The 23,959-nt window shown below is 58.6% G+C and carries 23 protein-coding genes; 13 read left to right on the forward strand and 10 right to left on the reverse strand.

Annotated elements, in window-relative coordinates:
- The first annotated feature begins 20 nt into the window (after window positions 1-20).
- The 3 genes from yajC to secF are packed head-to-tail and all read left to right on the forward strand — an operon-like array spanning window position 21 to window position 3,204.
- On the forward strand, window positions 21-353 hold the full coding sequence (gene yajC / locus KHA73_RS05075) for a preprotein translocase subunit YajC (RefSeq protein ID WP_004940391.1): 333 nt from the start codon (window positions 21-23) through the stop codon (window positions 351-353).
- Window positions 354-377: 24 nt separating this feature from the next.
- A complete protein-coding gene (gene secD, locus KHA73_RS05080) occupies window positions 378-2,225 on the forward strand; it encodes a protein translocase subunit SecD (RefSeq protein WP_234589521.1) in 1,848 nt (615 codons plus the stop codon).
- A gap of 10 nt (window positions 2,226-2,235) precedes the next feature.
- The gene (gene secF, locus KHA73_RS05085) at window positions 2,236-3,204 is read left to right on the forward strand and encodes a protein translocase subunit SecF (protein ID WP_234589522.1); all 969 of its coding nucleotides are present in this window, start codon (window positions 2,236-2,238) and stop codon (window positions 3,202-3,204) included.
- Window positions 3,205-3,268: 64 nt separating this feature from the next.
- Here secF and KHA73_RS05090 read toward each other — a convergent pair whose 3' ends face one another.
- Window positions 3,269-3,829: a SadB/YajI family lipoprotein gene (locus tag KHA73_RS05090; RefSeq protein WP_234589523.1), complete on the reverse strand. Its 561-nt coding sequence runs from the start codon at window positions 3,827-3,829 to the stop codon at window positions 3,269-3,271.
- A gap of 175 nt (window positions 3,830-4,004) precedes the next feature.
- Between KHA73_RS05090 and nrdR the strand changes: the two genes are divergently transcribed.
- The 6 genes from nrdR to pgpA all read left to right on the forward strand — a co-directional run bounded on the left by nrdR (window position 4,005) and on the right by pgpA (window position 8,256).
- Entirely contained in the window at window positions 4,005-4,454 is a 450-nt protein-coding gene (gene nrdR, locus KHA73_RS05095) for a transcriptional regulator NrdR (protein WP_234589524.1), read from the forward strand.
- Between the two features lie 10 nt (window positions 4,455-4,464).
- On the forward strand, window positions 4,465-5,574 hold the full coding sequence (ribD, locus tag KHA73_RS05100) for a bifunctional diaminohydroxyphosphoribosylaminopyrimidine deaminase/5-amino-6-(5-phosphoribosylamino)uracil reductase RibD (protein ID WP_234589525.1): 1,110 nt from the start codon (window positions 4,465-4,467) through the stop codon (window positions 5,572-5,574).
- Window positions 5,575-5,817: 243 nt separating this feature from the next.
- The gene (gene ribH, locus KHA73_RS05105; RefSeq protein ID WP_234589527.1) at window positions 5,818-6,288 is read left to right on the forward strand and encodes a 6,7-dimethyl-8-ribityllumazine synthase; all 471 of its coding nucleotides are present in this window, start codon (window positions 5,818-5,820) and stop codon (window positions 6,286-6,288) included.
- A gap of 20 nt (window positions 6,289-6,308) precedes the next feature.
- Window positions 6,309-6,725 carry a transcription antitermination factor NusB gene (gene nusB, locus KHA73_RS05110; protein ID WP_061796250.1) on the forward strand — a complete coding sequence of 139 codons (417 nt, stop codon included), beginning with the start codon at window positions 6,309-6,311 and terminating at the stop codon, window positions 6,723-6,725.
- Window positions 6,726-6,776: 51 nt separating this feature from the next.
- Window positions 6,777-7,769: a thiamine-phosphate kinase gene (gene thiL / locus KHA73_RS05115; RefSeq protein WP_234589528.1), complete on the forward strand. Its 993-nt coding sequence runs from the start codon at window positions 6,777-6,779 to the stop codon at window positions 7,767-7,769.
- The gene (gene pgpA, locus KHA73_RS05120) at window positions 7,762-8,256 is read left to right on the forward strand and encodes a phosphatidylglycerophosphatase A (RefSeq protein ID WP_234589530.1); all 495 of its coding nucleotides are present in this window, start codon (window positions 7,762-7,764) and stop codon (window positions 8,254-8,256) included. Before thiL ends, pgpA begins: the two co-directional genes overlap by 8 nt.
- A 33-nt stretch (window positions 8,257-8,289) precedes the next feature.
- On the opposite strand, the gene KHA73_RS05125 is transcribed toward pgpA, so the two are convergent.
- The 4 genes from KHA73_RS05125 to xseB all read right to left on the reverse strand — a co-directional run bounded on the left by KHA73_RS05125 (window position 8,290) and on the right by xseB (window position 12,506).
- On the reverse strand, window positions 8,290-9,264 hold the full coding sequence (locus tag KHA73_RS05125; RefSeq protein WP_234589531.1) for an aldo/keto reductase: 975 nt from the start codon (window positions 9,262-9,264) through the stop codon (window positions 8,290-8,292).
- A gap of 95 nt (window positions 9,265-9,359) precedes the next feature.
- The gene (gene dxs / locus KHA73_RS05130) at window positions 9,360-11,225 is read right to left on the reverse strand and encodes a 1-deoxy-D-xylulose-5-phosphate synthase (protein WP_234589533.1); all 1,866 of its coding nucleotides are present in this window, start codon (window positions 11,223-11,225) and stop codon (window positions 9,360-9,362) included.
- A gap of 91 nt (window positions 11,226-11,316) precedes the next feature.
- Window positions 11,317-12,237 (reverse strand): (2E,6E)-farnesyl diphosphate synthase, encoded by a 921-nt coding sequence (ispA, locus tag KHA73_RS05135; RefSeq protein WP_234589535.1) that lies wholly within the window; start codon window positions 12,235-12,237, stop codon window positions 11,317-11,319.
- A gap of 5 nt (window positions 12,238-12,242) precedes the next feature.
- A complete protein-coding gene (gene xseB, locus KHA73_RS05140) occupies window positions 12,243-12,506 on the reverse strand; it encodes an exodeoxyribonuclease VII small subunit (protein WP_061796258.1) in 264 nt (87 codons plus the stop codon).
- 160 nt (window positions 12,507-12,666) lie between these two features.
- Between xseB and thiI the strand changes: the two genes are divergently transcribed.
- From thiI to KHA73_RS05155, 3 genes are all read left to right on the forward strand, one after another.
- The gene (gene thiI, locus KHA73_RS05145) at window positions 12,667-14,115 is read left to right on the forward strand and encodes a tRNA uracil 4-sulfurtransferase ThiI (protein WP_234589537.1); all 1,449 of its coding nucleotides are present in this window, start codon (window positions 12,667-12,669) and stop codon (window positions 14,113-14,115) included.
- A gap of 377 nt (window positions 14,116-14,492) precedes the next feature.
- Window positions 14,493-16,073 carry a filamentous hemagglutinin N-terminal domain-containing protein gene (locus KHA73_RS05150; RefSeq protein WP_234589539.1) on the forward strand — a complete coding sequence of 527 codons (1,581 nt, stop codon included), beginning with the start codon at window positions 14,493-14,495 and terminating at the stop codon, window positions 16,071-16,073.
- Between the two features lie 93 nt (window positions 16,074-16,166).
- The gene (locus KHA73_RS05155) at window positions 16,167-17,771 is read left to right on the forward strand and encodes a ShlB/FhaC/HecB family hemolysin secretion/activation protein (protein ID WP_234589540.1); all 1,605 of its coding nucleotides are present in this window, start codon (window positions 16,167-16,169) and stop codon (window positions 17,769-17,771) included.
- A gap of 56 nt (window positions 17,772-17,827) precedes the next feature.
- Here the strand turns inward: KHA73_RS05155 and yajL are convergent, their stop codons facing one another.
- Window positions 17,828-18,424 (reverse strand): protein deglycase YajL, encoded by a 597-nt coding sequence (gene yajL / locus KHA73_RS05160; protein ID WP_234589542.1) that lies wholly within the window; start codon window positions 18,422-18,424, stop codon window positions 17,828-17,830.
- Entirely contained in the window at window positions 18,387-19,298 is a 912-nt protein-coding gene (gene panE / locus KHA73_RS05165; protein WP_234589543.1) for a 2-dehydropantoate 2-reductase, read from the reverse strand. Before panE ends, yajL begins: the two co-directional genes overlap by 38 nt.
- Window positions 19,299-19,480: 182 nt before the next feature.
- Between panE and KHA73_RS05170 the strand changes: the two genes are divergently transcribed.
- Window positions 19,481-19,972 carry a YajQ family cyclic di-GMP-binding protein gene (locus tag KHA73_RS05170; protein ID WP_234589545.1) on the forward strand — a complete coding sequence of 164 codons (492 nt, stop codon included), beginning with the start codon at window positions 19,481-19,483 and terminating at the stop codon, window positions 19,970-19,972.
- Window positions 19,973-20,407: 435 nt separating this feature from the next.
- Here the strand turns inward: KHA73_RS05170 and KHA73_RS05175 are convergent, their stop codons facing one another.
- The 3 genes from KHA73_RS05175 to cyoE form a co-directional block, all read right to left on the reverse strand.
- Complete coding sequence (locus tag KHA73_RS05175; RefSeq protein ID WP_234589547.1) at window positions 20,408-21,049, reverse strand: hypothetical protein; 642 nt, start codon at window positions 21,047-21,049, stop codon at window positions 20,408-20,410.
- 409 nt (window positions 21,050-21,458) lie between these two features.
- Window positions 21,459-22,823: an MFS transporter gene (locus KHA73_RS05180; protein ID WP_234589549.1), complete on the reverse strand. Its 1,365-nt coding sequence runs from the start codon at window positions 22,821-22,823 to the stop codon at window positions 21,459-21,461.
- A gap of 231 nt (window positions 22,824-23,054) precedes the next feature.
- On the reverse strand, window positions 23,055-23,945 hold the full coding sequence (gene cyoE / locus KHA73_RS05185; RefSeq protein ID WP_234589550.1) for a heme o synthase: 891 nt from the start codon (window positions 23,943-23,945) through the stop codon (window positions 23,055-23,057).
- Window positions 23,946-23,959: the final 14 nt, after the last annotated feature.

Here is a 23,959-nt window from a genome sequence, read left to right on the forward strand (position 1 = left end):
AACTTAATGAGGGAATTTCAATGAGCTTTTTCATTTCTGACGCCGTCGCATCCGCAGGGGCTCCGGCTCAGGGAAGCCCGTACTCTCTGATCATTATGCTGGTTGTGTTCGGCCTGATCTTCTATTTCATGATCCTGCGTCCACAGCAAAAACGCGCTAAAGATCATAAAAAACTGATGGACTCCATCGGCAAGGGCGACGAAGTGCTGACCACCGGTGGCCTGATTGGCCGCGTGACCAAAGTGGCCGACACCGGCATCATCGCCATTGCGCTGAACGACACCACGGAAGTGATGATCAAGCGTGACTTCGTGGCGGCCGTTCTGCCGAAAGGTACCATGAAGGCCCTGTAATTTTTTTTCCCTAAGGGAATTGCCGTGCTAAACCGTTATCCTTTGTGGAAGTATCTGATGTTGATCGTGGTGATCCTCATCGGTCTGCTTTATGCGCTTCCCAACATCTACGGTGAGGATCCGGCCGTACAAATCACTGGCGCGCGCGGCGTCGCCGCCAGTGAAACTACGCTGGACCAGGTCCGTACCGTATTAGAAAAAGACCATATTGCGAGCAAGTCGATTGCGTTGGAAAACGGCGCCATCCTGGCTCGCTTTAAAGATCCCGACGTTCAGCTGCGCGCCCGTGAGGCCCTGATGGCGGAGCTGGGTGACAAATTCGTCGTTGCGCTGAACCTGGCCCCGGCCACGCCGGCCTGGCTGGCGATGCTGGGCGCCGAACCGATGAAACTCGGCCTTGACCTGCGTGGCGGCGTGCACTTCCTGATGGAAGTCGACATGGACACCGCGCTGAGCAAGCTGCAGGAACAGACCATGGACACCCTGCGCAGCGAGCTGCGCGAGAAGGGCATTCCTTACGCGTCTATCCGCAAGCTGGACAACAGCGGCGTGGAAGTTCGCTTCCGTGACGATGCCGCCCGCGATCAGGCCATCAGCTACATTGGCCCGCGCCAGCGCGATCTGGTGCTTTCCGCCAATGGCAGCAACACCATGAAGGCCAGCCTGACGGACGCTCGCTTGAGCGAAGCGCGCGAATACGCGGTGCAGCAGAACATCACTATCCTGCGTAACCGCGTGAACCAGCTTGGCGTCGCCGAACCGCTGGTGCAGCGTCAGGGCTCCGACCGCATCGTGGTTGAGCTGCCGGGCATCCAGGATACCGCGCGCGCCAAAGAAATTCTGGGCGCCACCGCGACCCTGGAATTCCGTCTGGTGAACACCAACGCGGACACAACCGCCGCAGCCAATGGCCGCGTACCGGGCGATTCCGAGGTGAAAAACACCCGTGATGGCCAGCCGGTCGTGCTGTACAAACGCGTGATCCTGACCGGTGACCACATCACCGACTCCACCTCGAGCACCGACGAGTACAACCAGCCGCAGGTTAACATCTCGCTGGACAGCGCCGGCGGCACCGCGATGTCCAACTTCACCAAGGACAACATCGGCAAACCGATGGCGACCCTGTTCGTGGAGTACAAGGACAGCGGCAAGAAAGACGCCAACGGCCGTGCGGTTCTGGTGAAGCAGGAAGAAGTGATCAACGTGGCGAACATTCAGTCGCGTCTGGGCAACAGCTTCCGCATCACCGGCATCGGCAACCCGAACGAAGCGCGCCAGCTTTCGCTGCTGCTGCGCGCCGGTGCGCTGATTGCGCCTATTCAGATCGTTGAAGAACGCACCATCGGCCCAACCCTGGGGCAACAGAACATTACCCAAGGTCTGGAAGCCTGCCTGTGGGGCCTGGTGGCATCCATCGTCTTCATGGTGGTTTGGTACCGCAAGTTCGGCATGATCGCCACCACGGCGCTGGTCGCCAACCTGGTGCTGATCGTCGGCGTGATGTCCCTGCTGCCGGGGGCGACGCTGACCATGCCGGGTATTGCCGGTATCGTGCTGACGCTGGCGGTGGCGGTAGACGCCAACGTACTGATAAACGAACGTATCAAGGAAGAGCTGAAGAACGGACGTTCCGTTCAGCAGGCTATCCATGAGGGCTATAAAGGCGCGTTCTCCAGTATCGTCGACGCCAATATTACCACGCTGATCACCGCGATCATTCTGTACGCAGTGGGCACCGGTTCGATCAAAGGCTTTGCGATTACCACCGCAATCGGTGTGGCGACGTCCATGTTCACCGCGATTGTCGGTACCCGTGCCATCGTCAACCTGCTTTACGGCGGCAAACGCATTAACAAGCTGTCTATCTGAGGAGTGCGTTGTGGCACAGGATTATACTGTTGAGCAACTCAACTACGGCCGTAAAGTCTACGACTTTATGCGCTGGGATTACGTGGCCTTCGGCATCTCATTGCTGCTGTTGGTCGCGTCAATCGCCACCATGTCGGTGCGCGGGTTTAACTGGGGTCTGGATTTTACCGGCGGTACGGTAATTGAAATCAACCTGGAAAAACCGGCCAACCTCGACCTGATGCGCGATACGCTGGAAAAAGCCGGGTTCCAGGACCCGGTTATCCAGAACTTCGGCAGCAGCCGCGACGTCATGGTGCGTATGCCACCGGCGACCGGCACCGCAGGCCAGGAACTGGGCAATAAGGTGATCGGCGTGATCAACGACGCGGTGGACAAAAACGCCACCGTGAAGCGCATCGAGTTCGTCGGCCCGAGCGTGGGCAGCGAACTGGCGCAAACCGGCGGCATGGCGCTGCTGGTGGCGTTGATCTGTATTCTGATCTACGTGGGTTTCCGCTTCGAATGGCGCCTGGCGCTGGGGGCGGTTATCGCGCTGGCGCACGACGTGATCATCACCATGGGCGTGTTGTCGCTGTTTCGCATCGAGATTGACCTGACCATCGTCGCTTCACTGATGTCGGTTATCGGTTACTCGCTGAACGACAGCATCGTGGTTTCCGACCGTATTCGTGAGAACTTCCGCAAGATCCGTCGCGGCACGCCTTACGAAATCATGAACGTGTCGCTGACCCAAACGCTGAGCCGTACGCTGATGACCTCCGGCACCACCCTGATGGTGGTACTGATGCTGTACATCTTCGGCGGCGCGATGCTGCAAGGCTTTTCGCTGGCGATGCTGATCGGCGTGTCGATCGGTACCGTGTCCTCCATCTACGTCGCGTCCGCGCTGGCGTTGAAGCTGGGTATGAAACGCGAGCACATGCTGCAGCAGAAAGTGGAAAAAGAGGGCGCAGATCAGCCTTCGATTCTGCCGTAAACCCGGCGATACACCGCCAAATAATAAGGAGCGCCGATTGGCGCTCCTTTTTTTTGCCTGCGTCTCAGTTTTGCTGCACCACCGCCGGCTGGGCGGTTGGCACTACGCTGTGCAGGCGGACGAAACCGAGTTGATCCGGCGTCAGGCCGCTGAAACGCAGCTCGAACGTTTGCCCGGATTTCGGTAGCAGCGAATCGGCGCTGGCGATCGGTTGTGACAGAGCTTCGGCTTCCAGCGGTTTGCCGGTGGCGGCGTCCAGCTGGCCCCAGTCCACCACCGCTTTAAAGGCCGGCAGCGTGGCCTGGGAGAGAATGCGCAGGTGCAGCTGCGCCTGGGTGCCGTTGGCCTCGCTCCTGATGTTGCTCAGCGACACGCTCAGCTCGCCGAGGCTGCTCTGCAAGCGGGCGGCGGTATTGGCCGCCGGCAGCAAATAAACGCCGCTGTCGGAACGCTGATTGAGCTGATTCTGCTGCTCCAGCGCAGCGGCCTGATTGGTCAGCCGGTTCACTTTCTGGCTTAACTCGACCACCTGATGGCGCAGCGTCGGCACCTCAGGATCCTGCGCGCAGCCCGCCAGCAGAACGGCGGCGGCGAGCAGGCAGACTTTTGGATAACTGGTTGTCATGGCGGCGATTTCCTATTCAATGTCTCCTGTTATCAGCTTAGTCCGGCTGGCGGCGAAAGTCATGCCGGCGGCCCGTTCAGCGCAGCCGATCGCAACAAATGGCCCGCGGCCTTTGTTGTGGGTGCACTTCGGGTTAAACTGCTCTTATCTATGAAAACGTTTATCAGGACGTGTTATGCATTGCCCTTTCTGCGCCGCCGTTGATACCAAAGTAATTGATTCCCGCCTGGTGGGCGATGGCTCGCAGGTGCGCCGTCGCCGTCAGTGCCTGGTGTGTAACGAACGCTTCACCACCTTCGAAGTGGCCGAGCTGGTGATGCCGCGGGTGATAAAAAGCGATGAGGTACGCGAACCCTTCAACGAAGACAAAATGCGCCGTGGCATGCTGAAAGCGCTGGAAAAGCGCCCGGTAAGCTCCGACGACGTGGAAAACGCCATCAACCATATCAAATCTCAGCTGCGCGCGACCGGCGAGCGGGAAGTGCCGACCAAGCTGGTGGGTAACCTGGTGATGGACGCGCTGAAAAAGCTGGATAAGGTTGCCTATATTCGCTTCGCGTCGGTTTACCGCAGCTTTGAAGACATCCGCGAATTCGGCGAAGAGATCGCCCGTTTGCAGGACTAAAGGATCTTTCATGCATAACGACGAATTTTACATGGCGCGCGCCTTTGAGCTGGCGCGGCTGGGGCGCTTTACCACCGCGCCTAATCCGAACGTCGGCTGCGTTATCGTGCGCGATGGCGAAATCGTCGGAGAAGGCTATCATCTTCGCGCCGGTGAGCCCCATGCGGAAGTACATGCGCTGCGTATGGCGGGTGAGAAGGCGCGCGGCGCCACCGCTTACGTTACGCTCGAACCCTGCAGCCACCATGGCCGCACGCCGCCGTGCGCCGATGCGCTGGTGGCCGCCGGCGTGAGCCGGGTGGTCGCGGCGATGCAGGATCCCAACCCGCAGGTCGCGGGGCGGGGGCTATACAAGCTGCAGCAGGCCGGTGTGGAGGTGCGTCATGGCCTGATGCTGGCCGAGGCCGAAGCGGTGAACCTGGGCTTCCTGAAGCGCATGCGCACCGGTTTTCCCTATGTGCAGCTGAAGCTGGGCGCGTCGCTGGACGGCCGCACGGCGATGGCTTCGGGAGAGAGCCAGTGGATCACCTCGCCCGAGGCGCGGCAAGACGTGCAGCGCCTGCGGGCGCAAAGCGCCGCCATTCTCAGCACCAGTGCCACGGTGCTGGCGGACAATCCGTCGCTGACGGTGCGCTGGGAGGAGCTGGACGCCGAAACGCAGCGCGTTTATCCGCATGAGAATCTGCGCCAGCCGCTGCGCATTATCCTCGACAGCCAAAATCGGGTAACGCCGCAGCACCGGGTGACGCAGCAGCCTGGCGCCACCTGGCTGGCGCGCCTGCAGCCGGACGAGCAGGTGTGGCCGCCGGAGGTGGAGCAGCTGGCCTTCCCGGCGCACGGCGGCGGCGTCGATCTGGTGGTGATGATGATGCAGCTGGCGAAACGTCAGGTGAATTCGATCTGGGTCGAGGCGGGCGCAACGCTGGCCGGCGCGCTGCTGCAGGCCGGGTTGGTGGATGAGCTCATTTTGTACATCGCGCCAAAACTGTTGGGCGATAATGGCCGTGGCCTGTGCCATCTGCCGGGGCTTGAGCAACTGGCTGACGCCCCTGAGTTTGTCTTCAGCGAAGTGCGGCAGGTCGGCCCCGATCTGCGTCTGCGCCTGCGGGCCAAACACTGAATGTCACCTCTGCGTGTCGGTCCGGTTGCCGTTTTAAAAAAACGCCCGCACAGGTGGAGGTACCCTGAATAATTGAAGTTGCATCCCGGCGGCAGGGGGGCTTATCCCGCAGAGCTTGCTCGAGTTAGTGATTCGGGTAAGCGGCGCAGCCAACACAGATGCAGCTTCAAGTATGATGGGTATAAAGAATATGATAGAATCCGCCCCCCTGCGGGGTACTGAACCCATTTTTAAGGAAAGCCCATGAAAGTTATCGAAGGTGTTGTTGCTACTCCAAATGCCCGTGTGGCGATCGCAATTGCACGTTTTAACAATTTCATCAACGACAGCCTGCTGCAAGGCGCCATCGACGCGCTGAAGCGTATTGGCCAGGTTGCTGACGACAACATCACCGTTGTCTGGGTCCCGGGCGCTTACGAGCTGCCGCTGACTGCGCGCGTACTGGCCAACACCGGCAAATACGACGCGGTTATCGCACTGGGCACCGTTATCCGTGGGGGCACCGCGCACTTCGAATATGTGGCGGGCGAAGCCAGCTCCGGCATCGGTAGCGTTTCACTGAACACCGAAATCCCGGTTGCCTTTGGCGTGCTGACCACCGAAAGCATCGAACAGGCTATCGAACGTGCCGGCACCAAAGCGGGCAACAAGGGCGCTGAAGCTGCTCTGACCGCACTTGAAATGATTAATGTTATCAAAGCTATTAAAGCCTGAATTTAGTTAAGGGGAATTCCGTGAAACCTGCTGCTCGTCGCCGCGCTCGTGAGTGCGCTGTTCAAGCGCTTTACTCTTGGCAGTTGTCTAAAAATGACATTGCCGATGTTGAACACCAGTTCCTGACGGAGCAGGATGTCAAAGATGTTGACGTCGCCTATTTTCGCGAGTTGCTGTCCGGCGCGGCGGTGAATGCAGGTATGTTGGATGAGCTGATGGCTCCCTACCTGTCGCGCCAGCTCGATGAGCTGGGCCAGGTGGAGCGTGCGGTTCTGCGCATTGCGCTGTTTGAGCTGAAAATGCGTGAGGATGTCCCTTACAAAGTGGCTATCAACGAAGCGATCGAGCTGGCGAAAACCTTCGGCGCTGAAGACAGCCACAAGTTTGTGAACGGCGTGCTGGATAAAGTGGCACCCACCATTCGCAAGAAAAAATAAAAATTAAGGCCGGTATCCCCGGCCTTAATTTCTTCTATTGGAATATCGACCATGGCATGCGGCGAATTTGACCTCATTGCCCGCTATTTTGACCGGTTTAAGAGCGTACGCCGGGACGTACAGTTGGGCATTGGAGATGACTGCGCACTGTTGACAGTGGCAGAAAAACAACTTTTGGCCGTCAGTACCGATACCCTGGTTTCTGGCGTTCATTTCCTGCCGGATATCGATCCGGCCGATCTCGGCTACAAGGCGCTGGCGGTAAATCTGAGCGATCTGGCGGCGATGGGCGCCGATCCGGCCTGGCTTTCGCTGGCCCTTACCCTGCCTGAAGTGAACGAAACCTGGCTGAAGGCCTTCAGCGACAGCCTGTTCGAGCAGCTTAATTACTACGGCATGCAGCTGATTGGCGGCGACACCACGCGCGGCCCGCTCAGCATGACGTTGACCATCCAGGGGCTGATCCCGGCCGGGCGGGCTTTGACCCGCAGCGGCGCGCGCATCGGCGACTGGATCTACGTGACCGGCACGCTGGGCGACAGCGCGGCCGGGCTGGCGGTGATTCAGCGTCGTTTGCAGGTTGCCGATGCGCAGGCGCGGGATTACCTGATTGGCCGCCACCTGCGGCCGCAGCCGCGGGTATTGCAGGGCCAGGCGTTGCGAGATTTGGCCAGCTCGGCGATCGACATCTCCGACGGCCTGATCTCCGACCTGAAGCACGTGCTGAAGGCCAGCGAATGCGGCGCGCGCATCGATCTGGATGAGCTGCCGCTGTCGCAGGCGCTGAGCAGCCAGGTAGATGCCGAACAGGCGTTGCGCTGGGCATTGACCGGCGGCGAAGATTACGAGCTGTGCTTCACCGTGCCGGAAATCAACCGCGGCGCGCTGGAAGTGGCGTTGAGCCATCTCGGGGCGGATTACACCTGTATCGGCCAGATTGGTCCGCTGTCGGAAGGCATCAAATTCTACCGCAACGATGAGGCGGTGGAGCTGGCGTGGAAAGGGTTCGATCATTTCAGCGCGGAGCAGAGCAAGCATGGATGAAGCCAAACGCCGCCTGCGGATGAGTAATCCGTGGCATCTGCTGGCTACCGGCTTCGGCAGCGGTTTGTCGCCGGTTATGCCGGGCACCATGGGGTCGCTGGCGGCAATTCCGGTCTGGTTGCTGCTGATCCAACTGCCCTGGCAGCTCTACTCGCTACTGGTGATGTTTAGCATCTGCATCGGTGTGTATCTGTGCCATCAGACCGCCAAAGACATGCGGGTGCACGATCACGGCAGCATCGTCTGGGACGAGTTTGTCGGCATGTGGATCACGCTGATGGCGCTGCCGGTCAACGATTGGCAATGGGTAGCCGCCGGCTTTGTGATTTTCCGCATTCTGGATATCTGGAAGCCCTGGCCGATCCGCTGGTTCGATCGCAACGTGCACGGCGGCATGGGCATCATGGTGGACGACATCGTCGCCGGGGTGTTGTCCGCCGGCATCATCTATCTGATTGGCCATTACTGGCCTATCGGTCTGTTCTGATTGCAGGGCGCGGCATGCCGCGCCCTCGCTTCGTCATTCAAACCCCGTTACATGATGCGGCACATAGGCCGTCTCCAGCTCGGCCACTTCTTGCGGCGTCAGGCTCAGATCGACGGCGGCAATGGCGTCGGCCAGCTGTTCGCTGCGCGATGCGCCAACGATGGGCGCGCTGACAGCCGGTTTGCTCAACAGCCAGGCCAGGGCGATCTGCGCCCGCGACACGCCGCGCTCTTCAGCGAGGCTGGCCACGCGTTCGGCGATGATGCCGTCGATGCCTGCGGTTTCATCGTACAGATTTTTACCGACCTGATCGGACACCGTGCGCGCCGTGGTTTCTCCCCAGGGGCGGGTCAGCCTGCCGCGCGCCAACGGGCTCCAGGGCAGCACCGCAATGCCTTCGGCGGCGCACAGCGGGTGCATTTCGCGTTCTTCTTCGCGCTGGATCAGGTTGTACTGATCCTGCATGCTGACAAAGCGCGTCCAGCCGTGCAGATCGGCGGTATACAGCGCCTTGGCGAACTGCCAGGCATACATAGAAGAAGCGCCGATATGGCGCGCCTTGCCGGCCTTGACCACGTCGTGCAGCGCTTCCAGCGTTTCCTCCAGCGGCGTTTCATAGTCCCACCGGTGGATTTGCAGCAGATCGACATAGTCGGTGCCCAAACGGCGCAGACTGTCGTCGATGGACTGCATGATTTTAGCGCGTGACAGGCCGCGCTCCAGGTTGCTCAGCGGAAAATAGACCTTGGTGGCGATCACCACCTCATCGCGGCGCGCAAAGTCGCGCAGCGCCCGGCCGACGATCTCTTCGCTGCTGCCGTCGGAATAACTGTTGGCGGTGTCGAAAAAGTTGATGCCCGCCTCCAGCGCCTGCTTCAGCAGCGGCCGGCTGCTCTCCTCCGGCAGCGTCCAGGCGTGGTTACCGCGATGGGGTTCGCCATAGGTCATACAACCCAGGCAGATGCGTGAAACGTTAAGATCGGTGTTGCCCAGTTTCAAGTACTTCATGCTTGCCTCCGATTCGCTGCTCAGACATTAACTGTAGCGCGCCGGAAACAAAAACGCCCCCGCAAGCGGAGGCGTTGGTCAGGCAAGGGCGGAAATTACTGCGCCAGCCAGTTTTCGATACTGCGCTGAATGCCGGCGGCGTCCAGCCCCAGCTCGGCGCGGACTTCTTCCTGGCTGCCCTGGGAAACAAAGCTGTCCGGCAGGCCGATATTCAGCACCGGCACCGGGCGACGTTTGGCCATCAGCAGCTCGTTAACGCCGCTGCCGGCGCCGCCCATGATGGCGTTCTCTTCCAGCGTCACCAGCACCTCGTGGCCGACGGCCATCTCCAGCACCAATTGCTCGTCCAGCGGTTTGACGAAGCGCATGTCCACCAGCGTGGCGTTGAGCGCCTCCGCCGCTTTCGCGGCCTCCGGCAGCAGGGTGCCGAAGTTGAGGATAGCGATTTTCTCGCCTTCTCGGCGCACGATGCCTTTACCTATCGGCAACGCCGCGAGCGGCGCCAGCGTAGCGCCGGTGCCGGTGCCGCGCGGGTAGCGAACCGCGCTTGGCCCCTCGCCGTAGTGATAACCGGTGTACAGCATCTGGCGGCACTCGTTCTCGTCGCTTGGCGTCATGATCACCAGGGTCGGGATGCAGCGCAAGAACGACAGATCGAAGGCGCCCTGGTGGGTTTGGCCATCGGCGCCGACGATGCCGCCGCGGTCGATGGCGAACAATACCGGCAGCTTTTGGATTGCCACATCGTGGATCACCTGGTCGTAGGCGCGCTGCAGGAAGGTGGAGTAGATAGCCACCACCGGCTTGTAGCCGCCGATCGCCAGCCCGGCGGCGAAGGTCACCGCATGCTGTTCGGCTATCGCCACGTCAAAATATTGCTGCGGGTATTCGCGCGAGAACTGCACCATGCCGGAGCCTTCGCGCATCGCCGGCGTGATGGCCATCAGCATGCTGTCTTTGGCGGCGGTTTCACACAGCCAGTCGCCGAAGATTTTCGAATAGCTCGGCAGGCCGCCGGCGCTCTTCGGCAGCGTGCCGCTGGCAGGATCGAATTTCGGCACTGCGTGGAAGCTGATCGGATCCTTTTCCGCCGGCGCGTAGCCGCGGCCTTTCTTGGTCATGATGTGCAACAGCTGCGGGCCTTTCAGGTCGCGCATGTTTTTCAGCGTGGCCGCCAGCCCCTGCACGTCGTGGCCGTCGACCGGGCCGATATAGTTGAAGCCCAACTCTTCGAACAGCGTGCCGGGTACCACCATGCCTTTCAGATGTTCTTCGGTGCGTTTCACCAGCTCTTTGATGGGCGGCAGCCCGGACAGCACTTTTTTGCCGCCTTCGCGCAGCGTGGAGTAGAGCTTGCCGGACAGCAGCTGCGCCAGATGGTTGTTCAGCGCGCCGACGTTTTCTGAGATCGACATTTCGTTGTCGTTCAGCACCACCAGCATATCCGGATTGATATCCCCGGCGTGATTCATCGCTTCGAAGGCCATGCCGGCGGTGATGGCGCCGTCGCCAATCACGCACACCGTGCGGCGGCCTTTGCCTTCACGCTCCGCCGCCACCGCCATGCCGAGGCCGGCGCTGATTGAGGTCGACGAATGGCCAACCGACAGCACGTCGAATTCGCTTTCGTCGCGCCACGGGAAAGGGTGCAGGCCGTCTTTCTGGCGGATGGTGGCGATGCGATCGCGGCGGCCGGTCAGAATTTTGTGCGGGTAGGCCTGGTGGCCAACGTCCCATACCAGATGATCGAACGGCGTATTGTAGACGTAGTGCAACGCCACCGTCAGTTCGACGGTACCCAGCCCGGAGGCGAAGTGGCCGCTGGAACGGCTGACGCTGTCCAGCAGGTATTGCCGCAGTTCGTCACACAGCTTCGGCAGGCTCTCTTTCGGCAGCGAGCGGAGTTCTTCAGGATTTTCCACTAGCGCCAAGGTCGGGTATTTGGCTATATCAAGACTCATTCGATACTCGTATCAGAGGATTTTACCCTTACCTTTCATGCCGCATCGGTGTTGGCTGCAGCGTGAAATCTATTGGGTATAACGTCACACGTTAATTGTCGCGTTCAATAATGAAGCTGGCTAACGCTCGCAATGGCGCTGTGTTATAAGATTCCGCTGCCAATATGTCTAATGCAGCTAATGCTTCCTGATAGAGATCCCACGCTTTTGCCTTCGCGCTGTCAAGCCCGAGCAAAGCAGGATAGGTGCTCTTTCCGTGTTGTTGGTCCGCTCCCTGGCGTTTTCCGATTTTTTCTGTTTCGCCGACAACGTCCAGAATGTCATCCTGCACCTGAAACGCCAGGCCGACAGCAGCGGCATAGCGATCCAGCTGCGGCAGCGCCGCCCGGCCTGGTTCACCGGCGGCGAGGGCGCCGAGGCGGATAGCCGCGCGGATCAACGCGCCGGTTTTGTGACGGTGGATCTGCTCCAGCGCTTCCAAATTGATTTGCTTGCCTTCGGCTTCCAAATCCAACGACTGGCCGCCGCACATGCCGGCGACGCCGCTGGCGGTCGCCAATTCGGACACCATGGCCAGCCGATCGCGCAGCGCTACGTCGGGCATCTCGGCGTCGGCCAAAATGGTAAAGGCCAGGGTCTGCAGCGCATCGCCGGCCAGGATCGCGTTGGCTTCGCCGAATTTGATATGGCAGGTTGGCTGGCCGCGGCGCAGATCGTCGTCGTCCATCGCCGGCAGATCGTCATGGATCAGCGAGTAGGCGTGGATGCACTCCACCGCGGCGGCCGGCGCATCCAGATTATTCAGCGCCACGCCAAACATTTGCCCGGTAGTGTAGACCAGGAACGGCCGCAGGCGTTTGCCGCCCAGCAGCGCGCCGTGGCGCATCGCCGCCACCATGTTGCCGTCGTTGAACGGCAGGGGGGCGATAAAATCCAACAGCGTGCGATCGGCGCGCTGGCGGAAAGCCTGCAGCTGATCGGCAAAGGCGGCGGATGAGGCGATCTCAGACATGGCGGTTACTCGGCATCCGGGGTGAAAGGCGCCAGCGGCGCATCTTCGGCGCTGTCGTTCAGTAATATTTGCACGCGCTGTTCCGCCTGCTGCAGCTTTTGCTGGCCCTGGCGCGCCAGCTGTACGCCGCGTTCGAATTCGTTCAGCGCGTCTTCCAGCGGCAATTCACCTGATTCCAGACGCGTGACGATGCTTTCCAGTTCGCTGAGGGAGCTTTCGAAGCTGACATTTTGCTCTGTACTGTCTGATTGTGCTGGTTTTTTCGGCATAATTTTCTTTTTACATCATCATGTGAACAGTGGCGCCAGAGCCTATCCTAGCGGATCTTGATTAGCAAATCATGGCGCGCTTGTATGGTTTTGTGCGCAGAGCCCGGCGATATGGTGATATACTCCGCGCCGTAATTCTTATCTGACAACAAAGACCGCCATGAAGTTTATCATTAAATTGTTCCCGGAAATCACCATCAAGAGCCAATCTGTGCGCTTGCGCTTTATCAAGATCCTCTCGACCAATATTCGCAACGTCCTGAAGCAGTATGATGAAACGCTGGCGGTTGTCCGTCACTGGGATCATATCGAAGTTCGCGCCAAAGATGAAAATCAACGGCCGGTGATTGCCGACGCGCTGACGCGCATTCCCGGCATCCACCATATTCTGGAAGTGGAAGACCGCGCTTATACCGATATCCACCACATCTTCGAACAGACGCTGGAAGCTTACCGCGAACAGCTGGAAGGGAAAACCTTCTGCGTGCGGGTTAAACGCCGCGGCAAGCAGGCGTTCAACTCGCAGGACGTGGAGCGCTACGTCGGCGGTGGGCTGAACCAGCATATCGAAAGCGCGCGGGTGAATCTTTCTCGGCCGCAGGTCACGGTGAACCTGGAGATCGAAGACGACAAGCTGATGCTGGTCAAGGCGCGCCGCGAGGGCATCGGCGGCTACCCGGTCGGCACCCAGGAAGACGTGCTGTCGCTGATTTCCGGCGGCTTTGACTCCGGCGTGTCCAGCTACATGCTGATGCGCCGCGGTTGCCGCGTGCATTTCTGCTTCTTCAACCTGGGCGGTGCGGCGCATGAGATCGGCGTCAAGCAGGTGGCTCACTACCTGTGGAACCGCTTTGCCAGTTCGCACAAGGTGCGTTTCGTCGCCATCGACTTCGAGCCGGTGGTGGGCGAGATCCTGGAGAAAGTCGACGACGGCCAGATGGGCGTGGTGCTCAAACGCATGATGGTGCGCGCCGCTTCCCAGGTGGCCGAACGCTACGGCGTGCAGGCGCTGGTGACCGGCGAGGCGCTGGGGCAGGTATCCAGCCAGACGCTGACCAACCTGCGCCTGATCGACAACGCGTCCGACACCCTGATCCTGCGGCCGCTGATTTCTCACGACAAAGAGCACATCATTAAGGTGGCGCGCGAGATCGGCACCGAAGACTTCGCCAAAACCATGCCTGAATACTGCGGCGTGATTTCGAAAAGCCCGACGGTGAAGGCCATCAAAGCCAAAATCGAAGAAGAAGAAAGTCATTTCGATTTCGCCATTCTTGACCGGGTGGTCAGCGAAGCGAAGAACGTCGACATCCGCACCATCGCCGAACAGGCGCAGGAGCAGGTGGCCGAAGTGGAAACCGTGGCGCAGTTTGGCGCCGACGAAGTGATCCTCGATATCCGCTCGAACGATGAACAGGAAGACAAACCGCTGAAGCTGGAGCAGGTGGAAGTCAAACCGCTGCCGTTCTATAAGCTCAGCACCCAGTTTGGCGACCTGGATCAAAGCAAGACCTACCTGCTGTACTGCGAGCGCGGCGTGATGAGCCGCCTGCAGGCGCTGTATCTGATCGAGCAGGGCTACAGCAACGTGAAGGTCTATCGGCCTTAAGCGCAAACGACCGGGCCCGGCGTTATCTGACGCCGGCCCGCCATTAAGCTTCTCCGTTTAGCCCGTTAACGCCACCCGCCCGCTGCGTTATTTTGCTCCCCGATTGCTGATTAATATAAATAGCTTTATATATTCTAATTTCAAATGAGTTAACCCTGCCCGTTCATGTGACAGCGTATTTTATTATTGTTGTTAATATATCTTTTAATAAGGCGACAACTGCCATAACATTAATATTCGTCGTTCTATTTTATGGCGACGAGTTTTGTTGTTAATTTATTCGTATGGCCAAGAATACGCGGTAATTGTATTTATTTAAATAATGAATGGCCAATATGGATAAATAAAATGGATAGTATCAATAAAGGAAATATCTAATGCAATTAAACAAAACAAGGCTTTTATTCTCGATGCTGGTGCTGTGGGGGCACAGCGCTCTGGTGATGGCCGAAATCGTTCCGCAAAACGGGACGCCCGACAGCGTCAATCAGGTGCCGGTCGTCAATATCAACGCGCCTGGCGCAGACGGCGTATCGCATAACCGCTATTCGCAGTTTGATGTGGGGACTCAGGGCGCCATCCTGAATAATAGCGCCACGGAGAGCCATACCGCCCTGGCCGGGAAGGTGGCCGGCAATAATCAGCTTGGCGGCCGCGGCGCAGCGGTTATTTTGAATGAGGTCAACTCATCTAATAAGAGCGTGCTTAACGGTTTGGTTGAGGTGGCGGGCCAGCGCGCCGACGTGGTGATTGCCAATAAGGCCGGCATTACCTGCAACGGCTGCGGCTTTATCAATGCGCGCAATGGCGTATTAACCACCGGGGAGCTGCAGTTTAAAAATGGCGCTTTTAGCGGCTACAAGGTTGAACAGGGAAATATCCTGGTTGAAGGCCAGGGCATGAAAAAGGGGGACGTCGACTATACCGCTATCCTGGCCCGCACTGAGACTATCAGCGCCTCTGTGCATGCCGAGTCCTTGCTGGTATCCGCCGGGAAAAAAAACATTTCCGCCGATTTAACGCAAATAAACCCAGCCGCATTTTCTAAAGATAAACCAGATGTATTGATTGATGTTGCTGAACTGGGCGGGATGTATGCCGGCAAGATTAAGCTGGTCGCCACGGAGAACGGCGTGGGCATCAATTCCACAGGCGCGCTGGTTCCCGTCGGCTTGGTCAACCGCGGCCATATTCAGGCGCAGCAGGGCGGTGTCGCTATCGCTGCGGATGCGCTGGTCAACCATGGAGACATTGCTTCAACAGGGCAATTGGGCATCAGCACCGGCCTGCTGCAGAACAATGGGCGGGTACAGGCGAACAATGACGTTGCCATCGACGCGATCCTGTTGAACAACACCGGCAGCCTGCGGGCAGAGAACGGCGCGATGGCGCTGCGAAGCAACAGCCTTAACAACGGCGCGGAAATCCGTGCCGAGCGCGATATGCAGCTCAGCACCACGCAGCTGAACAATTCCGGCAGCGTCCAAACCGCAAAGGGGAGCCTGCGGCTCATGGCCGCCAGCGTTAACAACATCGGCCAGATTCAGGCTGGGCAGGGGCTGCAGCTCAGCGCCACCCAGTTGAGCAATCTCGGCGGCATTCGCACTGAAAACGGCGGGCTGAGCATCCTGACCACCAGCCTGAACAACGGCGGGCAGGTTCAGTCGGGGGGCGCGCTGCATATCAACAGCGCGAACGTGTTGAATTTCTCCAACGGCACCCTTGCGGCGCAGGATGACGTCAACATCCAGGGATCTTCTATCGACAATTTTGGCCGCATCGTCTCGCGCTCTTCCTCGGTCGGTTTCAATAGCGTACGTCTCTATAATCGCGGGGAAGTCGAGGCCGCCGGCGACATCAGCAGCCGCGGGCTGCTTTTCAGCAATCCCGGCTCGATGGTTTCCTCCACCGGGGTGGTGACGCATAACGGCAAGGCCATCAAAAAGCCTGTGCACTGATAAAGGTGTGCCGCTCCGCCGGGTTTATGGAATAGCCCGGCGGAGCGGCGGGAATATCCCTCCGCCATGGCGCGGGGGGAAGGATAAGTGGGCATGAAAAGGGATTTTTTTATTCTTTGCTGCGGGCTGTTAATCAGCTGCGGCGGTCACGCTGGCTCAGCGGCCGCGCTGCTACCCAAAGAAAGCGTCGCTCAGGAAAGCCTCATCAGTGAGGCGCAGCGCAAACTGTTGCCGATCCTGCGCCCGGCCTTGGTGCCGCAGGCGGCAACGCCCGCGGATGACGGGCTGTTTATTGCGGAAACCCCATGCGGGGCCATCGGCACCGTTGAATTGGCGCCGTCAACGCCAGCGTTTTTGAATGCTGTCGCGCAGAGCGCCCGTGGCCACTGCATTGGCGCCAACGGGCTGGCGCGTTTGCAAAGAAAACTGCAAAACGAGCTGATTGCGCGCGGCTACATTACCTCCCGGCTGTCGCTGGCCGTGGACGGGCGCAACGCGGAAACCTTAGTCGTTGCGGTCCATTACGGACGGGTGGGGCAACTCAGGCTGTCGGCGGGCAGCAGCCCGCGCTTTCACCCCGCTTTCACCTTTCCGCTCGCCCCCGGCGACGTGCTCAACCTGCGGCAAATAGAGCAGGGCCTGGAAAATATCGGCTTAATTCCCGATGTCGTCAGCGACATTCGCATCACGCCCGGCAGCGCGCCGGGTGAGAGCGACATCGAAATTTATCGCCGGCAGGACAAGTATTGGCGCATGGCGGCGTGGATGGACGACAGCGGAGCGCGCTCAACCGGCCGCTATCAGGCAGGAGGGGCGCTATACCTGGATAACCCGAGCGCGCTGAATGACGTGTTTTATGCGTCGATGGCGCGCAGCGTCTTCACCTCATCGCGTAAGGGCAATGAAAGCCGTGCGCTCTACTACAGCCTGCCCTTTGGCTTCTGGAGCGTTAACCTGTTCGCCGGCGACAGCCGTTATCATCAAACCATCAACGGCAACGCCACGGCGTACCGTTATCAGGGGCGCTCCGCCTACTGGGGAGGGCAGGCCGGCTACACCCTGTCTCGCAGCAGCAGCCAAAGAACCGCACTGAGCGCGCAGCTATTGCAGCGGGTATACCGTTATTACCTGAATGACACCGAAATCGAGTTGCAGCGGGCAAGACTGACGAATATGAAATGGGGGATCAGTCATCTGCGGTATAGAGATAGCGATCAGATTGCCCTTTCTGCCGACATCATCACCGGGAGCGGCGAGCGGGCGGAAAATATGCTGAAGTTCGGCGCCAGTATTTTAAAACCCTTCAGCATGGCGGGAGGCCGCCTGCGCTATCTTGGCGAGCTGTCGGGCCAGGTGGCGCACGCTGCGCCGCCAATCCAGGATAAATCTTTTATTGGCGACCGTTCGACGGTAAGAGGATTTCGCGGCGACTATAAGCTGATTGGCAGCAGCGGAGGCTATTGGCGCAACACCTGGCTGCTGGATGCCGGTGCGCTGCAGCCCTATGTGGGCCTGGATTACGGGCAACTGAGCAGACAGGGGGAGGACGGCGGGCGGCTGGCGGGCGGGGTGATTGGCCTACAGGCGCTCAGGGGCGCTCTTTCCGCTGACCTATTCGTTGGCGCGCCGCTGGAGAAGCCGGCTCAATTGCCGGCGGATCGGGGAATTGTGGGGTTTTCCAGCCAGGTAAGGTTTTGAATTGCAGCCGGGGTTCTCAGCCTCGGCCCGCTGGCGTGACAGGCCGCGGGATGGGGTTATGCCTCGTCGCGATAGTCGTACATCCCCGGGATCAGCACCAGCTGTGCGGCAATTTCCGCCGCTTTGGCCTTGCCGAGCAGCAGGTCGATCAGTTTTAGCGCAAATTCCATGGCGGTTCCCGGCCCCTGGCTGGTGAGCAGGTTGACGCGCGGGTCATACACCACCCGCCGTTCTATCCATTTGTCCGCCGGGATTTTATCCTTCAGCCCCGGGAAGCCGGTCATATTCCCGATCGGGAACAAATCGTGATGCTGCAACACCAGCGCCGGTGCCGCGCAAATGGCGGCGACGATGTTGCCCTGCAGGTGCATTTGGCGCACCTTCTCGACCAGCAGCGGGCTGTCGCGGAAGCATTCCGCCCCCTGCAGGCCGCCAGGCAGCACGATGGCGTCGAACGGATCGTCGACGATAGACACCAGCGGTGCGTCGGCCAGCAGCTTTACGCCGCGCGAGCAGACGATAGTCAGATCGCCGTCGCCTGCCACGCTGGCGGTGGTGACCTTGACGCCCGCCCGCACCAGCAGATCGATGGCGGTGACGGCTTCGGTTTCTTCGCTACCAGGTGCCAGGCAGACCAGCGCCGATACGCTCATATTCATTTTCCTTTCGCTTAATCAGTTCAAACAGCCGCGCATTTTCCGGCAGGGTGACGCCGTGGCTGCGTGCGCGCCGCAGCAGGTAGCCGGTAATATAGTCGATTTCGGTGTGCCGCTGGCTGCGGATATCCTGCAGCATCGACGATACGTTGTCTGCGGTGCTTTGGATCACTTCCATCACGTACTGCATCAGCCCTTCGCAGGAGGTGTGGTAACCCTCCATCTCCATCACGCTGGAGACTTCGCGGCAAATGGCTTCAATTTGCTGCGGATAGCGCTGCAGATCGCCGTTGCGGCAATCGTACAGCGCCGTCAGCGGGTTGATCACGCAGTTGACCGCCAGTTTGCGCCAGTTGGCCGAGGCGATGTTGTTGTGCCAGGCGACGTCCGGCAGCGCCTGATGCAGCACCTCCGCCAGATGGCTGAGATGCTGCGCCGCCGGTGAGGTAGGGCCGATATGGGTGGTGCCGCCGGCCACGTGGACGATGGTGCTGCCGTCGTGGCGCGCCGCATGGGTGGTGGTGCCCTGCAGGATCGGCTGGCCGTTGGGCGGCAGTTCATCCTGGGTGCCCATGCCGTTATGCAGCAGCAGAATGGCGCAGCGGGGGTTCAGCTTCGGCAGCAGCGCGCTGACTGCGCCGGAAACCTGCCAGGCTTTCAGCGTAACCAGCAGCAGTTCGCTTTGCGCCAGGTGTTCGGGATCGTTGGTGGGTAAATTGCGGTTGAACGAGGCGCCTTCCGGCTCAATGACGTTCACCGCGCAGAAGGGCTGGGGCACCCTTAACCATCCCTGTACGTCGTGGCCCTGCTGATACAGCCGGGAGAGCCACAGTTGCCCGAGCGCGCCGCAACCAAGAACAGTTATTTTCATCCAGTCTCCTTGGGTACACGGGAATACCGCTCAATTACCGTCATTTAACTATAGGCTTTCCCGCCGCCCTGGGCGTTATCCCTCCGTGCATTCAGCAGATTTTGCCTGGAAGGGTAAAGCGGTTATCATGCTCGGCATCAAAATCGCCTAAGCTATTAGGCACTCATTCAGGAGGAAGAAGTATGCCATCTTTCGACATCGTTTCCGAAATTGATATGCAGGAAGTACGTAACGCCGTTGAGAACGCTACGCGCGATCTCAGCACCCGCTGGGATTTTCGCAACGTGCCGGCCAGCTTTGAGCTGAACGAGAAAAACGAAAGCATCAAGGTCGCCAGTGAGTCCGATTTTCAGGTGCAGCAACTGCTGGATATCCTGCGTGAAAAGCTGAGCAAGCGCAATATCGAAGGCAGCGCGCTGGAGATCCCGGAAGAAATGACCCACAGCGGCAAAACCTACAGCGTGGAAGCCAAGCTGAAGCAGGGGATCGAAACCACCCAGGCGAAGAAAATCGTCAAGCTGATTAAAGACAGCAAGCTGAAGGTGCAGGTGCAAATCCAGGGGGATGAAGTGCGCGTGACCGGTAAATCGCGCGACGACCTGCAAAGCGTGATGGCGCTGGTGCGCGGCGCGGATCTGGGGCAGCCGTTCCAGTTCAAGAACTTCCGCGATTAAAAACATCAGGGCCAGCAAAGCTGCAGTGTGGAATGCAAATATAAAGGTTAACTGGAACGTCTGCCTTGCTTGCGCGATAGCACTGCTGAGTACCCGCCTCACTACTAGCGCTGAACTTGAGGCGGGGAAAGTGAAGCTGGGTTGGAAAACGGCTCTCTCTTATGAAGGCCGTTTTATTGCCAGCGTTTAAGGAGCGGATAATCACTCCTTACCATCGACATTATGAACATAATGGTGGGCTATTTGTCTGCGCTTTTTTGGGTATTATCTGGCAAAAGACTATAAAGGATGCAGCCCACAACAAATACGCAAAAGGGAACGATAAAAGTTAGAAAGCCCCGATCGTAAAACCAGACAATCGAGAACAGTACCCCATTGAGTGTCAGCATCCAGATGATGAATCTGATTATGCCATATGGCCAGGATGGCAGCAGATTAAAGGCTTTCAATTTCATGGATAACCTTCTCAAAGGTGGCTCGATCTTTGTGGTAGAGACGATCAAGTAGCAGAAATTTATCCAGCGAGCTCTCGGCAAGAAAATAGAGCATATCCCAGTTCCTTTTCTTCAGCTCGTAATACAGTTTCGGGTTTTCATTCAGAAGGTTACGAGATGAACGCGCCGCACGTGCTATTGTGCCCTGGACCATTACAGCAGAAATCAGAGCGATGGTATTGATTCGTGCAAATCTGGAAACAAATGATGATAGAGAGGTTCCTTTGATTACCCGGCTCGCGATAGCATAGCTGACAATAGCTTGCGCCTGCGTCTTTGAAATATAAGTCGATCCCGATAAGGTTACACCCTCAAGGATTTTCTTTACTGCGGGCTCCGGGAGTTTTTCTAGAACATCATTAACAATAAATTTTATCATGTCGAACAGGACATTGGGCTTTTTGGCAACCTGAGTCAGTCCCTTCAAAAATCGGTCATCTTCAGCACGATTCCGGTTTTGATAGAGGATCCCGCCGGCAGTGAGATTCAAATCTTCAAAGCTTCGTTCAAGCCCAAAGTACACATCGGCAGGAATAGTAATCACTCCATCGTAAACCGATTTAGCGAGATCATAAACACGCATTTTGTTCCCTCATATATGCGATGTGACTCGAGTGTATAGCCTTAAAAAGCGCTGAACAATCCTGAACAGTCATCGATATGTTTGCAGCGTGAAGAAAATCACGTTGATACCCGGTAGTGTGAGCTTGTTTGAGATGCGCAATAATTTGCTCCATCTTGCAATGGTCACCGATGTAGTTAGCAACGCGGAGTGTCTACCGTTGATATACCACGCTCGCGCATAATGGGGCGAGGTCGAAGTGGCACGCCGCAGTGCGGGGGCGGTGGTGCATATGCTCGAAGGGCTAGCACCTTTTCCCCAACTTGGCATCAAAGGCATGAGCCAAGAGCGGTAAAAAAAGAAGCCGCAACGTTACCCGTGGCGGCTTCTCAAAAGCTTAGTTGGCAAGCATTACATCATTTTCTGGTTTTTACAGTGAATTCACCAGCGCTTCGAGCTGGCCGCGGTTGGTCTGCTTGGTATCCACCTTGACGTAGGCGCTGCGCTCCTCCGGCACCACAATCGCTTCCGCCACGCCCGGCTGGGCCTTCAGGCGGCCTTCCAGCGCAGAGTCTTTCACCGCCAGTTCCGACAGCGTAATGCGCAGGCTGCTGACGTAGGGCGGCTCTTTCATGGTGCTGCTGACCAGGAACCAGACGGCGGCCAGCACCGCGCCGGCGATAAACACCAGCCCTGCGCCCTGCAGGCCATACAGCCAGCCGCCCAGGCTGCCGCCGATCGCCACGCCGATAAACTGGCTGGTGGAGTAAACCCCCATCGCCGTGCCCTTGTAGCCGGCCGGGGATTCTTTGCTGATCAGCGAAGGCAGAATGGCTTCCATCACGTTGAACGCCATAAAGAACAGCTGCACCCCGGCGATGATGCCCCACAGGTGAGCGCCAGACAGCCACAGCAACGCTTCGGCGCAGAACAGCACCGCCACGCAGCCCATGAATACCTGCTTCATGCGGCGGTATTTTTCGGCGTAGATGATAAAGGGCACCACGGCAGCGAACGACACCAGCATGGTTACCAGGTAAACGATCCAGTGTTCGCTGGCCACCAGCCCGGCTTTTTCCATCGCCAGCGGCAGCGCCACGAAGCTCGACATCAGCAGAATATGCAGGCACATAATGCCGAAATTAAGCTTCAGCAGCCGCGAGTTGCTCAGCACTTTGCTGAAGCTGCCGCGCACGATGCTCGATTCGCGGTTCAGCACGTGGCTGCTGGCGGAAGGCACGACCGCCAGGGTGATGACGATGCCGGCTAACGCCAGCACGGCGATCGTCCAGAACAGCGCATGCAGGCCGTAGGCGTGGGTGACGATCGGCCCCAGCACCATCGCGATGGCGAAGGTGATGCCAAAGCTCACGCCGATAAAGGCCATGGCCTTGGTGCGATTCTGTTCGCGAGTCAGGTCCGACAGCAGGGCCATCACCGCCGCTGCAATGGCGCCGGAACCCTGCAGCGCACGGCCGAGGATAACCCCCCAGATAGAATCAGTAGCGGCGGCGATCGCGCTGCCGAGCGCGAAGATCAGCAGACCGCCGACGATCAACGGCTTGCGGCCGATGCGATCGGAAATCAGGCCGAACGGGATCTGAAAAATCGCCTGCGCCAGGCCGTAGATGCCGATGGCGATGCCGATCAGCGCCTCGCTGGCGCCGTTGAGCGCCATGCCGTAGGTGGTCAGCACCGGCAGCACCATAAACATGCCGAGCATGCGCAGTGAGAATACGGTGCCCAGCCCCCAGGTGGCGCGGAGCTCCAGTGGGGTCATTGAATTATCGTTCACGTCAAACCTCGGTAAAAACTATTCCGTCAGGTACTGGATATAGCGCCTGATGGAATGGTTTCTGTAAAAGCTGCGTCATTTTAGTGTGAAGGGCAGGGGGGGTAAATCTAATGTTGTTTAACAGATATTACAGCTGTTCCTTTATGCCTGAAGCCACATCGGCGTTGGCGGCGGTGCCGGGCGGGCAAATAAAATGGGCCGCAGAAGCGGCCCATTCACAGACGATTTGGCTTACCAGACGTAGGTCACCAGCGCTTCAGGCGCCGCCGTGGCGCTGAAGTCGATCGACATCATCACGCTCAGAGAGGTGATGGCGACGATGGAGAACACAAAGAGTTTGCGCGCCCAGATGCTGTCGTTTTCGGTCTTGTAACCGCGCAGCGCCATGCCGAGCCACCATACGCTCACCGCCGCAGCGACGATCAGGTATTTGTAGCCGGCGTAGCCGCTGAGGGTCAACATCAGCGTGGCCACCATAAACGCCACGATATAGACCGTGATGTGGTTCTTGGCGACGGAGATGCCTTTCACCACCGGCAGCACCGGAATGTTGGCCGCCTGGTAATCTTTAAAGCGGAAGATGGCGATCGCATAGGAATGCGGCATCTGCCACAGGCTAAAGATAGCCAGCAGGATCAACGCGCCGGCGTCGAACTCGTTGGTCACCGCGCAGTAGCCGATAACCGGCGGCGCAGCGCCCGACAGGCTGCCGATCAGCGTGCCGTATACCGAGTGGCGCTTCATGTACAGGCTATAAACGCCGACATAAACCACGAAGCCCATCACCGCCAGCCACATGGCCAGCGGGTTGGCGCCGATATACAGCAGCGCAAAGCCCGCAATACCCAAAACGGTAGCATAAACCAGGGTTACACTCGGCGCGATCAGGCCTTTTACCAGCACCCGGTTCTTCGTTCTCTCCATTTTCTTGTCGATGTCGCGGTCAATGTAGTTGTTAAACACACAGCCCGAGGCGACAACCAACGAGACACCCAGCAGGGTGGCGAGAAACAGGGGATAATCGATGCTTCCTTTGGAAGCAAGCAGGAATCCCCCAACGACAGAAATTAAATTGCCGAAAATAATTCCTGGTTTAGTGACTTGCAGGTATTGCTTAATCATCACGTGCAGCTCGA

The sequence above is a fragment of the Serratia entomophila genome (genome assembly GCF_021462285.1).
Taxonomy (GTDB): domain Bacteria; phylum Pseudomonadota; class Gammaproteobacteria; order Enterobacterales; family Enterobacteriaceae; genus Serratia; species Serratia entomophila.

Coding starts and splice junctions, on each gene's coding strand:
- thiL (WP_234589528.1), top strand. CDS start 6,777: ATGGCATGCGGCGAATTTGACCTCATTGCCCGCTATTTTGACCGGTTT.
- KHA73_RS05125 (WP_234589531.1), bottom strand. CDS start 9,264: ATGAAGTACTTGAAACTGGGCAACACCGATCTTAACGTTTCACGCATC.
- KHA73_RS05090 (WP_234589523.1), bottom strand. CDS start 3,829: ATGACAACCAGTTATCCAAAAGTCTGCCTGCTCGCCGCCGCCGTTCTG.
- pgpA (WP_234589530.1), top strand. CDS start 7,762: ATGGATGAAGCCAAACGCCGCCTGCGGATGAGTAATCCGTGGCATCTG.
- xseB (WP_061796258.1), bottom strand. CDS start 12,506: ATGCCGAAAAAACCAGCACAATCAGACAGTACAGAGCAAAATGTCAGC.
- KHA73_RS05150 (WP_234589539.1), top strand. CDS start 14,493: ATGCAATTAAACAAAACAAGGCTTTTATTCTCGATGCTGGTGCTGTGG.
- ribD (WP_234589525.1), top strand. CDS start 4,465: ATGCATAACGACGAATTTTACATGGCGCGCGCCTTTGAGCTGGCGCGG.
- yajC (WP_004940391.1), top strand. CDS start 21: ATGAGCTTTTTCATTTCTGACGCCGTCGCATCCGCAGGGGCTCCGGCT.
- panE (WP_234589543.1), bottom strand. CDS start 19,298: ATGAAAATAACTGTTCTTGGTTGCGGCGCGCTCGGGCAACTGTGGCTC.
- KHA73_RS05170 (WP_234589545.1), top strand. CDS start 19,481: ATGCCATCTTTCGACATCGTTTCCGAAATTGATATGCAGGAAGTACGT.
- thiI (WP_234589537.1), top strand. CDS start 12,667: ATGAAGTTTATCATTAAATTGTTCCCGGAAATCACCATCAAGAGCCAA.
- KHA73_RS05175 (WP_234589547.1), bottom strand. CDS start 21,049: ATGCGTGTTTATGATCTCGCTAAATCGGTTTACGATGGAGTGATTACT.
- ribH (WP_234589527.1), top strand. CDS start 5,818: ATGAAAGTTATCGAAGGTGTTGTTGCTACTCCAAATGCCCGTGTGGCG.
- ispA (WP_234589535.1), bottom strand. CDS start 12,237: ATGTCTGAGATCGCCTCATCCGCCGCCTTTGCCGATCAGCTGCAGGCT.
- nrdR (WP_234589524.1), top strand. CDS start 4,005: ATGCATTGCCCTTTCTGCGCCGCCGTTGATACCAAAGTAATTGATTCC.
- cyoE (WP_234589550.1), bottom strand. CDS start 23,945: ATGATTAAGCAATACCTGCAAGTCACTAAACCAGGAATTATTTTCGGC.
- dxs (WP_234589533.1), bottom strand. CDS start 11,225: ATGAGTCTTGATATAGCCAAATACCCGACCTTGGCGCTAGTGGAAAAT.
- yajL (WP_234589542.1), bottom strand. CDS start 18,424: ATGAGCGTATCGGCGCTGGTCTGCCTGGCACCTGGTAGCGAAGAAACC.
- KHA73_RS05155 (WP_234589540.1), top strand. CDS start 16,167: ATGAAAAGGGATTTTTTTATTCTTTGCTGCGGGCTGTTAATCAGCTGC.